We start from the raw sequence: 13,859 nt of genomic DNA on the forward strand, positions 1-13,859 counted from the left end.
ATTTTTACGATTGCCAACCGGGATGAAATGACCAGTTCCTGGAAATCCATCTTAGGCACGGACATTCTGGCAACATATTCCTATGGAGAAAACGGCCTGATCTGTATCACATCGGATGGAGATGTTTTCCGAGTGCGTAACACCGACTTTGATCCCGATGCTTCAAGTTTTAAAGAAAAAACCATCACCCAGCTCAAACTTCCCGAAGGGCTTACTGAACCGCTTAAGACAACACAACTGTCTGATGGAAAAATTGCCGTCTACTGCGGCTCCCCTGAACCTACGCTCTGGGTACTCAATTCCTTTGGACAACTGGAACAAACCATCGAATTGAAAACACCGCTGGAGGCGATGCCTGTGCTGCTTGGTGACGGAATTGCACTCCCCTTTCAGAAAAAAATCTCGATGTTTCGCAAAGGGTACGGGCTCAACACAGTCCAGGATTTTGTCCTGCCGGACCAGAACGCTACGGACGTGAAATGGAAACAACTGATTGCAACCGCGAAAGATCAATGCATCGCGCTCACGTCCAGCGGCCAGATCATCTCGCTGCAATATCGGACGACTCCCGTACGCCACCTTGCCGTTTTATCCATCACCGACAATAAACAACCCATCGACTTTAAAGCAGGTATCGGCAAGGACATCCTGGCAGTCACCGATGCATCCGGACAACTGCAACTGCTCGATGCCAAAACGGCGCAGCAGAAAGCAAAACTGCAGTTACCCTCTCCCGCAACGAATGATCTCTGGATCTCAGCAGGGCTGCTGTTTGTGGAATCGAAACAGAACCTAAGCTGTTTCAATATCGCGAGCGGCCTGCAAAAAGTCTGGGACTTAAAATTGCCGGAGACATCCCTCGCCGGCCCTCCTGCCATCATTGAAAAACAACTGCTGATCTCTCTCCAAAACGGTACCTTGATGACACTCGACGCGAGTACGGGAAAAATCCAGACAGAGATCAAGGCTCCTCTGCCCGCCAGCGGTTCCATTGTGGATCTGGAAAAATTCATGGTCGTACCAACAGTGGATGGAAGCCTCTATCGGATTGATCAGGTCCTGCAGCAGAAAGGACAGGCTTCACTATGATGATTCCCATCAGAAAAACCGGCGTCTGTCTCATTAGCCTGACACTGATTCTGTTTGCATTCGGGCTCACAACCGTTTCCGCTCAAAAAGAAACCAAGCCTGACAAAAAAACCGCAAACTCTGCGTCTACCAAAAAAGAGACTCCGGAATCGGGAAGTACAGAAGATGAGAAAGAACCCCTGCTACCAAAAATTGAGGAAATGCAGGTTCCTTCGGTCGAAGATCTCCTGAAAAAACCACCGGTCGACTGGATCGTTCTGGAAAATGATTATGTGCTGGTCGTGGAACCAATCTACCCGCGTCCTGATACGCTGGGACAACTCGACGCGGCATTAAAAGAAAGTTACAACTGGCCCAAACCCAAAAGCAAAGAAGAAATTGATGAACAACGCAAAATGCGGGCCGCACTCAATTTCATCCAGTTGACGCTCGTCGATGAAAAAGAAAACCCCGAGTATCAAATTCAGAGAAAAAGTGTCAAGCAGGTCGTTCATCACGAAGACCAGATCCTCAAACGCATCGATGAACTCCTGAAGGAGAATCAATTACGTACGGCGTTTGAAATGCTGCTGGTTCTCGATCGCAAACATCGCGACTGGCCTGGTTTTGATCAGAGACAGCAGCAATTATTGTTTCTGGAAGCGATCGACAAGCAAAAGTCAGAACAATATGTGAACGCACTCGCGTTCATTGAAGATTTACACAGCCGTTCTCCGGAATTCCCGGGATTGAGTAAACTCGCCGGCGAAATCATTGATACGATGATCACCCAGTCTGTGAAGGAAGGATATTATCGAAAAGGGCACTTCTATTTGAAACGGCTGTCGACAATGTTTCCCAGACAACAGACCGTTTCGAAATGGAAAGAATCGTTTCTGAACCAGTCCGATGCCATCCTGAATAAAGCAGCTCAGGAAGCAAAACAGAATCAGTTCCAGCAAGCCATTGCTTCGGTCATGGAGGCATCAACGGTCTGGCCGGCGAACCCCAGGCTCCGCGAAGCGCTGTTGCAATATCATAACCGTTACCCCGTCATAAATGTCGGCGTCATGGAGACGGCTCTGGATCCGAGCCCTTATTTCCTGGAACGGAACTCAACCCGTCGCCATCAGAAATTAACGCAGATCCCCCTGTTTGAAGTCAGCCGGGTCGATCAAACGCCGCAATATCAAAGCCGCTTTTTTGAGCAGTGGGAACCGACCGACCTGGGACGCCGTGCCGATTTTATTTTGCGACAATCGTATGCCACCTGGGAATCTCATCCGGTCTTAATGGCTGCTGATATCGCGCAATTTCTTAAAAATAAAATCACGCCGGGAAACAGTGAGTATGACGAACGATTCGACAGTTTCGTCCGCTCGGTAACATCCACAGATCCGTTCACATTCAGCATCTATTTTGATCGGGTTCCCTTGCGTACAGAATGGCTATTGGCAACCCCGATTAACGCACCACCACTTTGGAATCATGTCGCAAATCACTCCGAAAATACAACCAGCCCACAAAAACCGGAGATTCTCGTTTCCAATCGGTTCATCGTAGATCAACATCTTCCGAATCAGGTCAGTTATGTTCGCGCCGTCCCGGAACCGACTGGTTTACGGGAATATAATGTTGCCCAGATCAATGAGATTCAATACCCCACTTTCGAGAAATCATTTCAGGCTTTATTGCTGGGTGAAGTCGCGGTGCTTCCTTTTCTGCCAGCCAAACTGGTCTCTTTTTTTCAGCAACAGGATGAATTCAACGTCGTACAAAGCGCGATTCCCCTGTCGCATGTGCTGCAGTTTAATCCAGAAAGTAACCCTCTGAAAATCATTGAACTGCGCAGAGCCCTTGCTTATGCCATTGATCGACAGAAAATCCTGACCGAATCCCTGCTGCACGAATCCAAACTCCTAAACGGTCGCCTGATCACAGCCCCCTATTACACCGGGCTGCAGGCTTACAATCAACAGGTTCCGCAGCGCCAGTACAATTATCCCCTGGCCGTAGCATTAGCTGTGGCATCTCAGAAAAAACTGGGGGGAACGTTCCCGCCTCTGCATATGCTCTGTGATCCGAACCCGGAAGCGCAGGCAGCCGCTCAGGAGATGATCAAGGCCTGGGCGCGAATTGGCATCAACGTCACGCTGATTCCGAACACCGCCATTGAAGCTGAAAAGCAGAATTTGAAATGGGACATTGTCTATCGCACTGTCGCCATGACCGAGCCGGTGATGGAGCTCTGGCCATTTCTAACCGTCGGTAAAGGGGCACAAATCGAATCGCTGGAAATATTCCCTGACTGGATGAGGCAGAAATTAATCGAACTGGACGAAGCAACTGACTGGGATTCCGCCACTGCACTCCTGAAAAAACTGCATCAGCAATTATATTCGACGGCTCACATTATTCCTTTGTGGGAAATCGATCAGTTTCACGTGTTTCGCACGAACATCAAGGGGTATGCTGATCGCCCCTTAAACTTCTACGACAATGTGGAGCAATGGATCACCACACCCGTTTATCCGAAAGTGGAAACGTTCACGCAAAAATAAGACGGTATAAATTGAAGTGGTAAACTGGAAATTTCATTTTGGTAAAATAATGTTTTCTTGCGATTGTTCAAAAACCTGGCAATTCCTCATTCTGTTCTCAGGACTGTTCCTGCTTTCGGAGTCCGTCTCTGTTGCGCAAACAGAAACGGCGTCCGTACAATCGCTTGAGCCACAACATATCAGCCTGCAACCATACCGGATCAGAGTCGACATCGCTTATGCCCCTGACGCACGACTGAATCCCGTAAACCGCCTGCAGATTCAACAGCAACTGCAGCAGATCATCGAACGTTCCGTAGGAGAAAAATGGGTTCTGTCCGAAGAAATGAAAAAGAAAACCGGTTCCGCTAACGCCATTGGTATCTATGAGAACGACTGGCTGCCACTCTCCTCAAGCGAGGGGTTACAACGCCTGCAGCCTGATGAAGTCGTGAAACGCTATCCCAGTCAGCCATTTGACAAGTTATTCCTCATCTCCATCGAAGCAGAGGGAATTGGATATCTGGTTTCCGGACGAGAGTTTGATTATCTCTCACAACAGCTCAGCCCTCTGTTAACGCATCACACATTCGAAAAGTCTTTTCTGAGCGAAACCGTTTTTCATTCCATGCGCGACTTATTTTCGTCTGTCCTCACGGTTGAAACAGTCAACGATGATCAGGTCACTGTCAGCGAACAGGCCAGCCAGTATTTAACGCCTGACCCGACGATTGGAACCCTGGAGAAAAACTTTTATTTCGTGCCGTTCTTCCGCTATTTAAATCGCGATCGGCAAGTCAAAAACATTCAGTTCATCCCCTGGACCTACCTGATTCTGGAAGACATCAATCGCAAATATGCAACCTGTTCCATTTCTTCAGGGCTGCGTGGCATACTCGGCGGTAGTCGACGCAGAGTGGAAACGCTCGCCCTGCATGTCAAACCGAAGTACACACAAACCAACCTGACACTGATCCCACGGGGAACTTCAACTCAAACCTCTGCAGGCATGAAAGTCGAGTTGTCACCACTCGACCCCCAGGAAGTCAGACAACGGCAGCTCGCAGACGAAAAGCAAAAAAAACAGACAAATTCCCCTCCGCCAGACTCAGAAGATTACATGTCGGGTGAATACTTAACAAACCGCAGCGGGGCAATCACACTCGCAGCCGACCCGGAACATCCGTTAGTCTGGCTTTATGTTCGCAGCGGTAAAGCGCTGGTTGCGAACGTGCCTTACATCCCGGGTATCGACCGCGAAATCACCATTCAGATTCCCGATGATCGAATTCGCTTGAATGTCGAAGGAGAATTAGCGGTGTTAAACGGCGAACTGATCGAGGCCGTCGCATCGCTTTCCATGAAGATGGCACGGATCCGTAAATGGGCAAAAAATAATGAATGGCCGAAAGTGGATGAAGGAATCAGGGAACTGGAAAGTGGCATTTCACCAAAACAAATCTTTCAGGATAAGCTGAATGTCATTCAGGTGACGGCTGTCGAAGAGGCACAAAGCCAGAAGAACAAAGCCGCGCAATCGCGTATTACCGGCCTCTGTCGGGAAACAGCTGGACGCATCGAGCGTTTCCTGGACCCGGCGGGAATCATTGATCTCAAAGCAGAAATCCAGGACTTGAAGCAACTGCAAAAACAAGATCCAGACCGTCGTTCACCGAAATGAATGCAGAAAGACGACCCCATGTGGACTCTCACCAGGATTGCCCTTTTTCCTGTCAAATCACTTGACCCTGTCTTCGTCGATCAGGCAGAGGTACTTCCGGGAGGCGCCCTCTCAGGAGATCGCCAGTTTGCTTTGTTCGATCAGACGAATCATGTGATCAACGCAAAAAAGTATCCGGAGATTCACAAAATCCGTGCCGTCTATGATCTGGCACATCGAACAGTGACACTCTCCACCCCCGAGACATCTTCAGAAACGAATCGATTTCATCTGATTGAACAAACAGCGGAACTGGAAACCTGGTTCAGCGATTATTTCAATCAACCGGCCAGTTTAAAAGAAAATATTGAAACAGGCTTTCCGGATGATCTGGCAGCATCAGGACCGACGATCATCAGCACTCAGACCTACGAAGAACTTTCACGCTGGTTCCCGGAGATCTCCGTCGATGAACTCAGGCTCCGCTTCCGCGCCAATCTGGAATTGGCAGGTGATCTGCCTTTTTGTGAAGATCGTCTCTATTCAGCCACAGAGCCACCTGTTTTATTTCAGATCGGCTCGGTGATTTTTGCAGGCTCGAATCCCTGCAAACGCTGCGTTGTACCTTCCCGATCGCCCTTCACGGGAGACACGAATCCGGAGTTTATGAAAACATTCATTCAAGAACGGAAAGCCACATTTCCGGAATGGGCGCCAGTCGCTTTATTTCAAAATATGTATCGCCTCGCCGTGAATACCAGGCTCCATCAACTGACCGACAGCCACTCTCCACAGCTCCGGATCGGCGATCCCGTCAGCATCCTGGCGTGAGAAGTGGAAACGGGTGCTTCGCCAATCTGCTCAAAACCGGGCAGGAATAAATCTTACAACCGCTACAATTGCTTCTTTATGATAATCGGTTATCAGAATACCAGTCTTTTTCTTCAGATCAAAGCAGACACCCCGAAAACAGTAGGCTAAGTTTCAGGTGTCGCTTTTTCAAAACATGATGTTTTTCATAATCCGAAAAAGCCAGTAACAAAGATGTTCCCCAAAAATCTTATTCGCAGGGAATCGCGATGCTAGTACTTAGCCGAAAAAAAGACGAAAAAATTATCATTGGAGATTCGATCACATTGATGGTGATCGAAATAAAGAACGATAAAGTACGCCTCGGAATTGAAGCTCCGAAAGACGTGACTGTGCATCGTGAAGAAGTGTATGCTGCCATCAAAGAACAGAATGCGCAAAACAACACGAACTGCGAAACACCTTAAGTCTCGTTTTGTCTACTCCAGTCGTTTCTCGCGATTCAGCGATCAGCTGTCTTGCGCCTGTGCCCACATCTGATCGAACAATTTTCGCTGTTCTGCCAGAGCAGCAACTGTATCCTGATTGGGCAGCTTCCCTTCTTCAAGCATGAGCCACCCGGTATAATTCGCACCGGCCATCAGCTCAAAGAATCGCTTATGGGGATAGGGATCATTAATCAGATCGTGAATATGAGTTGTGGCACCCAGGCGGTCTTTGACCAGCGCAAAATTGTAATCGAGCCCCTTCCCTTCGAGATCCTGTTTGTTGCAGTTCCAGCAGATCGCAACATTCGGATGATCGGCCACGTCTAATATCTTGCGAATCGTCGGAAGATGCGCACATTTTCCGTGGACTTCCAGACGAATCTGCTGTCCCCAGTCGGCTCCATATTTCCCAACCGCATTCAGCGAACGCCCAATCTGCTCGATCGTCTCTTCTTCCGAAACCCCTTTATGGAAGGAATCCGGTTTGACTTTGACTCCGCTGCCCCCCACATCATGACTGAGTTTGATAAAGTCTTGAGTGTCGGCAATCGCTTTCTTCAAAACAGCAGCATCGGGATTATCATAACGTTCATTACTGCCAATCCCTACCAGCGTAACAGGACTGTCAGCAAATTGTTTCGCCACTTCGTCGCGCTGTGTTTTGCTGAGAGTTGATTCCACTCCGTGTGCGTGGGTTGTTCGTAGTTCCACCCCCAGGACATTGGCTGTTTTGCAGTTTTTCAACAAGGTCGGCAGATCCCAGTCCTTGGCCCACTGATAAGTCACCAGGCCATATTGAGCCTTGGGAGCCGGCTTTTTGTCGGCTGCGAACAGGGAACCAGACAGACCACCGCCCAAAGTCAAAGCACCACCCAGAGCGGAAGTTTTCAAAAAATCGCGGCGTGAGTAGAATACCATAGAAATGATCCCCGTATTATCTCTGTTTTAGGTAGGTGGACTGTACTTAATCATGCAGGAATAAACGTAACCAAGCCGGGAAGAAGAAATTGATGCCAGCGGTGCCACGCCTGATTAGTCTTATTATTACAGTCTCGACCAGCAGATTACAAATGTCTTTTGCACGATTTTCTCACAAGTGTCTGCAAGCAGAAGGATCAGGCAACTTTACAACAAAAGCCATACCATTTATAAACAGTCCAGCGGTAGTCTTGTAATCAGGTCAACTCCTCTGCTAAGAGGAAATCACCAGTTCACGTTAATTTTCTTTAAAACGATTCCGAGTAAGACCATGAATGAAAAAACTACATCCGAAAAATTCACATTTCAGGCTGAAATCAAAAAACTTTTGGATTTGCTCTCGCACTCCCTCTATCAAAATCGCGAAATTGCCATTCGAGAGCTGATCTCGAATGCCTCTGACGCATTAGATAAAATTCGATTTCTCTCTCTGACGGATGACGCCGTCAAAAATGACTCTGCTCTCGAAATACGTCTCGAGCCCGATACAGAGAACCATATCCTCGCCATCTCCGATAATGGCGTCGGTATGACGCATGCCGAGTTGATCGAAAACATAGGCACCATTGCCCATAGCGGTTCGCTCGACTTTTTGAAAAATGCAGCCGGTGATAAAAAAGAGGAAGTCTCGCTGATCGGCAAGTTCGGCGTCGGCTTTTATTCCGCTTTCATGCTGGCTGACAAAGTCGAAGTCTTGACGCGCAGCTATCAGGAAGAGACCGGCTGGAAATGGGAATCCGACGGAACCGGCTCCTTTACGATTGAACCACAAGAAGACCTGGAACGAGGAACCTCAATTCGTCTGCACCTGCGAAAAGACCTCGACGAATTTACAAACGACACCCGACTGAAATTCATCCTCAAAAAATATTCCACGTTCGTCCCCTATCCCATTAAACTAGGCGATGAACTCGTGAACGATCAGCCGCCCATCTGGCTGGAACCGAAAACGCAACTCACACAGGAACAATACGACGGCTTTTATCAGTACCTGGCGCATAACGGCGAAGACCAGGCACGCTGGCATCTGCACTTGAGCAGTGATTCTCCATTCCAGTTTCACAGCATCTTATACTGCCCGCAAACCAATCTCGAACTGATGGGTTTCGGGCGCACGGAACATGGCATCAGCCTCTGTGCCAAACGCATCCTGGTTCAAAACGATAACCGGGATTTACTGCCCGAATATTTACGATTCATTTATGGCCTCGTCGATTCGGCAGACCTGCCTCTGAATATTTCCCGGGAGTCGCTGCAGGACAATACGATCTTTCGCAAGATTCAAAAAGTATTAACCAAACGTGTACTCTCGCATCTGGCATCCATCGCTAAAGATGATGAAGAAAAGTATCTGGAATTCTATCGTCAGTTCGGCAGCAGTCTGCGGGAAGGGATCGGCACCGATTTTGAAAACCGCAACACCATCGCCAAACTTCTGCGTTTTCCGTCCTCGAAAGGGACTTCAGACAACGAACTGGTTTCGCTGGAAACCTACCTCGAACGGGCCGACGAAAGTCAGAAACAGATTTATTATCTGGGCGGCTATGATTTCAATACGATTGCCAAAAATCCGAACCTCGAAATCTTCCGTAAAAAAGGGATCGAAGTTTTTTATCTGGCGGATCCGATGGATGAGATCGTTCTCTCCAATCTCGGCAAATTTGAAGACCACGATATTATTTCCATCGATTCTTCCGACGTAAAACTTCCCGGCAAAACGGAATCAGACACAGAGTCGGAAGAGAAATCGGAAACCAAAGAAGAAGAGAAAGCAGCGGTCACCCCCGAGTTCGAAAAAGTGCTTTCGCTGATCGAGGAAGAACTCAAAGACGAGATTGAATCGGTCAAAAAGTCGGACCGCCTGACGGACAGCCCCTGTTGTCTGGTGATGCCGGAAGGCGCCATCAGTTCTCAACTGCAAAAAGTATTGAGTATGAACAACAAGGATTTCCCAATGACAAAACGCATTCTGGAAATCAATCCCGATGCCGAGTTGATCAAACGGCTCTGCACACTCTCGTCCAATACCGACCAGCATGCTTTCATCAAACAATGCGGCCGCCAGCTCTTCTGGAACGCAGCGATGATGACGGGCATTGCCACCAACCCGGACCAGATCACGGCCAATATCCAAAATATGATGGAAGAACTGGCTCAAAAGCGTTCCCCCATTATCACGTAACATTCAACAAACGGTTTGCACACGTTACTCACCGCGGCTCTGATTCCGGAGCCGCGGTGTAGTAATACATGTTCGGAACTGCGGGGTGAAACAGCCCCACCCGATTCCAGGGTTTCAACAGGTTTTCCGCATCTACGATTGCCTCCCTGAATTCATTTATCTCGCAGTCCGCCTGCTGCTGAATCGAAGCAATACGGTCTAACCATGCTCGGGTGACGTTTCTGAAACCGACATCATCCGCGCACAAAAACAGTGGTTTCTCTCCCTCACGACAGCGTAAATGTTCAAAGCGGGTCGCAGCGGCAAAATAAAACATGGTACTCGCCGCAAACAGATCAAAATGCGGCAAGCTGCGATAACAGCCGGCAACCAACTCATCGATCAACGCCAGCTCAGTCTGCACCGACTCCGAATAATCCGACATCGCTTCCGGAAGTCCGTCTGTTCCCCACGCTTTTTCCAGCGCAGCTACCAGCCGTTCAATCCCACATAAGGTATGCGCGATGCCGGTGCTGTGCAGTGGATCAATGAATCCCGCCGTATGCGGCAACAACGCCCAATCCGCGCCCGCACACATCTTCCAGCCACGCTGCAATCGTCTCGTAGAGACCAGACCCGATTCAGGCGCGACAAGCGATGCCCCTTCAAATTGTGACGCGATTGCCGGATAGCTTTCCAAAAGTGACGCCCAGAGTTGCTCAACCGAGCCGGTTTTCTGCTCTCCGTCCAGCACGAACCCCGCACTCGTAATTCCATTATTAAATCGCAGCTGCCACATCCAGCCTTCGCTTAACACGTGATGTAGCGCACTGTGATCACAGTCAAACGGATAATCAGACCGACTTACGTGACATCGATCCAATATCTTCGCCCAGGGAGTCACCTTCTCAAAATGCCCGTAGATCGCAGTCGAATTCGTTAAAAACTCCGTCTGACGTTTTATCCTCAGCGCATGCGGCACGATCCCCGCTGCCCCCGTCGCATCAATCAGAAAAGCAGCCCGCAGTGCAATCTGTTCTCCTGTTCTTTCCCCCGAGATTTCCCAGACATGCGACCGATTGACGCTTACTTTAGTCTGATCCAGATAAACCACCTTCGATTTCTTTACTTCGTCTGCAAAAAAACAATCGACGTCAGCCCGATACCAGTGCGTCTCCGCCAATGCATCGCTGAGGTTCGCCGTCACCAGCAATTCACTGCCATGATCCGGTTTCACATGAAAGTTTTGCAGCGGCTCCTGAGAAAAGTAACTGAAGCCGCGCTTGATGCCACAGGCCAGGCCGGGATAACTCTGCTGCCAGCTTCCATACTTGCAAAATGGCTGAAATTGTGGAAGATCGTACTGTTCTGAGAGTGACTGGAGCAGATAACCGGCAATCGGTGTCGAAGATTCTCCGATCGCAAACCGGGGATGTTTTCCGCGGTCAATCAAGGCGACGGAGAAGCCGATGCGGTCCAGCAGCAGTGCCGTCAGACTTCCACCAAAGCCGGCTCCCAAGATCACGACGTCAAATTGCTGCATGAGAGTGGATGGATTCTACTTTGATCAGATTTTGGTAAACTATCAGAAACACATATATTAACCGATTGCCAATTTAAAGGCACGTTCAGAAGGATAGATCATGCAGATACAACCGGTTCTCATTAACGGACAGTGGATCAAGTCAACATCTTCCAAAACATTTCAAGCCGTCAACCCGGCAACCGCTGAACTGTTAGCCCCCCAGTTCCCCGTCAGCCCCTGGGAAGAAATCGAATCCGTCATCGAAGCCGCATCTGCCGCTGCCAACGAAATGCGTGGCTGGTCCGGCGATCGGTTTGCCGCGTTTCTGGAAGCGTATGCCGCTGAAATCGAAAAACGAACCGACGCCCTCGTTCAGACCGCACATCAGGAAACAGGTTATCCGGAATCTCCCCGCTTACGAGACGGCGAACTTCCCCGCACAACCAACCAACTGCGACAGGCCGCCACACATGCCCGCGAAGGTTCATGGGCCCAGCCCACAATCGATACCGTCGCAGGCATCGGTTCGCTGTTTGGTCCGATAGGTCCCGTCGCCGTTTTTGGTCCCAATAATTTTCCATTCGCGTTTAACAGCATCGCCGGAGGCGACTTCGCCGCCGCAGTTGCTGCCGGTAACCCGGTCATTGCCAAAGGCCATTCCTCTCATCCAAAAACAACTCAAATTTTCGCCGAAGCCGCGGATGCCGCAGCCAAAGCAACCAATATGCCGACAGGTTTCGTCCAGCTCATCTACCGCACGAGCCACACAGACGGCTGTCGCCTCGTCTCTCACCCCCTGATGGGTGCCATCGGTTATACCGGCGGCCGCAACGCAGGCTTAACCATCAAAGAAGCAGCCGACAAAGCCGGCAAACCCGTGTATCTCGAACTCTCCAGCATCAACCCCGTCTTCATTCTCCCCGAAGCATTAGCCGAACGCAGTGCCGAGATCGCAGAAGAATTCAAAGGCAGTTGCCTGATGGGAACTGGCCAGTTCTGTACGAATCCCGGTCTGGTCGCTTTGAAAGCCGGCGAAGCAGCAAATGCATTCATCGAACAAGTCAAACAAAAATTCGAAGCAGCCCCCGCGGGCGTCCTCTTGAGTGAAGGCGTCCAGAAAGGGTTTCAATCCGGAATCGCCGCCATTCAATCCGCCGGCGCGACTCTCGTCACCGGCGGTGGTGCCTCTGATGGTCCTGCTTTCTCCTGTGCTAATACGTTATTAAAAGTCAGCGGCAGCCACTTCCTCAAAAACCCGGCAGCACTTCAGGAAGAAGCGTTCGGAAACGCTTCCCTCTTCGTGGTCGCCGAGACCGACGAAGAACTCACACAGATCGCAGAATGCCTCGAAGGCAATCTGACCGGTTGTATTTACAGTCACACCGGCGGCAGTGACGATTCCCTCTACGATCAGATCGCTCCCGTTTTACGTCAAAAAGTCGGCCGGCTCCTCAACGACAAAATGCCTACCGGCGTCGCCGTCAGCCCGGCCATGAATCATGGCGGCCCCTTCCCGTCCACGGGCCACCCGGTCTTCACCTCAGTCGGCATTCCCGCTGCCATACATCGTTTCTCCATGTTGCAATGTTACGACAATGTCCGTCCGCACCGCTTGCCGGACGCCCTGAAACCCCAAAATCCCAACCCCGGTCTCTGGCGGTATATTGATGGAATGTACACACAAGAAGACTATAGCGCATAACCGACCTTCCCACCGATGACATCAAAACGGACTCAAACAGCCTGTTCATAAGGACTTTTCGGAAGCCCCCCGTTTCAGAGAATCCTTTCAAACGAATCGAGAGCCGTTATGACTAAAGGTAGAGAAAATATGAATTTACAATGATTTTTTCCGCCCGGTATATTGTGATTTCATCGAGCTTGTTGCTATTATCCTGACTCAGTCATCAATCGGCCCCCAGGAAACACGCATGTGACACAAAACACATCCAGTTCCAGGCCGCATCAGATACAGTAAGAACAAATGAGGGCGTAGCTCAGTTGGTAGAGCAACGGACTTTTAATCCGTAGGTCCAGGGTTCAAGTCCCTGCGCCCTCATTTCCTTACTTCCTCCACGCCAACACTTCGTGACACACCCGCCACTCCTGTTCGGCTCCTTCACTCTGAACCTCCTGCAGACCCGCGGTTGTTTTTTCACATATGAACCCCTGCTCCTCCACTGAATAAATCGGTCTTGACCGCGCCGCTCCGTTTGCCATGATCGTTTTCCTCTGGTTGATGCGTCGCGCGCGTACAAAAAACCGGTTCGCTGAAGACCGCGCCGTACTTCAAACAGCACACTATAAAACCCCCTCGTTTCAGCACGATTTGAAAACCACTGCTCATTCGCCCCCCGCAATTCTGCGACATAAGGCGCCAAACCGGGTCATTCCCGAACCTGTACCGAACATTAACCAGCCCTCCACGAACCAAAACGGACCCTACCCGAACCTCTCCGCGACACTCATTTCCCCTTGTCATCCTCACGCCCCCCACGATAATCCAGTGAAATCAAAAACCCGTGAAGCCCTCAGCCCTCCAGACGCCGATTCCACAGAGCGCCCTCGCAGATTCGGCAAACGCCCCCCGACTCAAAGTCAGACGGCATCTCTCACCGAAACACCACGC

10 protein-coding genes and 1 tRNA gene are annotated in these 13,859 nt (G+C 50.0%); 8 read left to right on the forward strand and 3 right to left on the reverse strand.

Annotated elements, in window-relative coordinates; translation table 11 throughout:
- The 5 genes from Q0294_RS11700 to csrA form a co-directional block, all read left to right on the forward strand.
- The coding region (locus tag Q0294_RS11700) for a PQQ-binding-like beta-propeller repeat protein (protein WP_299465161.1) at positions 1-1,089 on the forward strand (1,089 nt) is incomplete at its 5' end.
- Positions 1,086-3,629, forward strand: coding sequence for an ABC transporter substrate-binding protein (locus Q0294_RS11705; RefSeq protein ID WP_299465164.1), 2,544 nt, complete (start codon positions 1,086-1,088; stop codon positions 3,627-3,629). The genes Q0294_RS11700 and Q0294_RS11705, both read left to right, overlap by 4 nt.
- A 49-nt stretch (positions 3,630-3,678) precedes the next feature.
- A complete protein-coding gene (locus Q0294_RS11710) occupies positions 3,679-5,289 on the forward strand; it encodes a hypothetical protein (RefSeq protein ID WP_299465167.1) in 1,611 nt (536 codons plus the stop codon).
- Between the two features lie 18 nt (positions 5,290-5,307).
- Entirely contained in the window at positions 5,308-6,099 is a 792-nt protein-coding gene (locus Q0294_RS11715) for an MOSC N-terminal beta barrel domain-containing protein (RefSeq protein ID WP_299465170.1), read from the forward strand.
- 248 nt (positions 6,100-6,347) lie between these two features.
- Positions 6,348-6,545, forward strand: coding sequence for a carbon storage regulator CsrA (gene csrA, locus Q0294_RS11720; protein ID WP_299465173.1), 198 nt, complete (start codon positions 6,348-6,350; stop codon positions 6,543-6,545).
- Positions 6,546-6,587: 42 nt separating this feature from the next.
- Here the strand turns inward: csrA and Q0294_RS11725 are convergent, their stop codons facing one another.
- Entirely contained in the window at positions 6,588-7,484 is an 897-nt protein-coding gene (locus Q0294_RS11725; RefSeq protein ID WP_299465176.1) for a TIM barrel protein, read from the reverse strand.
- A gap of 331 nt (positions 7,485-7,815) precedes the next feature.
- Here Q0294_RS11725 and htpG point away from each other — a divergent pair, with 331 nt between their 5' ends.
- On the forward strand, positions 7,816-9,726 hold the full coding sequence (gene htpG / locus Q0294_RS11730) for a molecular chaperone HtpG (RefSeq protein WP_299465179.1): 1,911 nt from the start codon (positions 7,816-7,818) through the stop codon (positions 9,724-9,726).
- A 28-nt stretch (positions 9,727-9,754) separates the two neighbouring features.
- Here htpG and Q0294_RS11735 read toward each other — a convergent pair whose 3' ends face one another.
- Complete coding sequence (locus tag Q0294_RS11735) at positions 9,755-11,248, reverse strand: tryptophan 7-halogenase (protein ID WP_299465208.1); 1,494 nt, start codon at positions 11,246-11,248, stop codon at positions 9,755-9,757.
- 100 nt (positions 11,249-11,348) lie between these two features.
- On the opposite strand from Q0294_RS11735, the gene Q0294_RS11740 reads away from it, so the two are divergent.
- The gene (locus tag Q0294_RS11740; protein ID WP_299465211.1) at positions 11,349-12,932 is read left to right on the forward strand and encodes an aldehyde dehydrogenase (NADP(+)); all 1,584 of its coding nucleotides are present in this window, start codon (positions 11,349-11,351) and stop codon (positions 12,930-12,932) included.
- A 284-nt stretch (positions 12,933-13,216) separates the two neighbouring features.
- Positions 13,217-13,289, forward strand: a tRNA-Lys gene (locus Q0294_RS11745).
- A gap of 96 nt (positions 13,290-13,385) precedes the next feature.
- Here Q0294_RS11745 and Q0294_RS11750 read toward each other — a convergent pair.
- Positions 13,386-13,601 carry a hypothetical protein gene (locus tag Q0294_RS11750; protein ID WP_299465214.1) on the reverse strand — a complete coding sequence of 72 codons (216 nt, stop codon included), beginning with the start codon at positions 13,599-13,601 and terminating at the stop codon, positions 13,386-13,388.
- Between the last annotated feature and the right edge of the window lie 258 nt (positions 13,602-13,859).

Origin of the sequence: uncultured Gimesia sp. (assembly GCF_937919775.1) — a bacterium.
Lineage (GTDB): Bacteria > Planctomycetota > Planctomycetia > Planctomycetales > Planctomycetaceae > Gimesia.

What these genes read in the sequence shown, in the direction of transcription:
- Q0294_RS11705 (WP_299465164.1), top strand. Translation starts at nt 1,086, where the DNA reads ATGATGATTCCCATCAGAAAAACCGGCGTCTGTCTCATTAGCCTGACA.
- Q0294_RS11710 (WP_299465167.1), top strand. Translation starts at nt 3,679, where the DNA reads ATGTTTTCTTGCGATTGTTCAAAAACCTGGCAATTCCTCATTCTGTTC.
- Q0294_RS11715 (WP_299465170.1), top strand. Translation starts at nt 5,308, where the DNA reads ATGTGGACTCTCACCAGGATTGCCCTTTTTCCTGTCAAATCACTTGAC.
- csrA (WP_299465173.1), top strand. Translation starts at nt 6,348, where the DNA reads ATGCTAGTACTTAGCCGAAAAAAAGACGAAAAAATTATCATTGGAGAT.
- Q0294_RS11725 (WP_299465176.1), bottom strand. Translation starts at nt 7,484, where the DNA reads ATGGTATTCTACTCACGCCGCGATTTTTTGAAAACTTCCGCTCTGGGT.
- htpG (WP_299465179.1), top strand. Translation starts at nt 7,816, where the DNA reads ATGAATGAAAAAACTACATCCGAAAAATTCACATTTCAGGCTGAAATC.
- Q0294_RS11735 (WP_299465208.1), bottom strand. Translation starts at nt 11,248, where the DNA reads ATGCAGCAATTTGACGTCGTGATCTTGGGAGCCGGCTTTGGTGGAAGT.
- Q0294_RS11740 (WP_299465211.1), top strand. Translation starts at nt 11,349, where the DNA reads ATGCAGATACAACCGGTTCTCATTAACGGACAGTGGATCAAGTCAACA.
- Q0294_RS11750 (WP_299465214.1), bottom strand. Translation starts at nt 13,601, where the DNA reads ATGTCGCAGAATTGCGGGGGGCGAATGAGCAGTGGTTTTCAAATCGTG.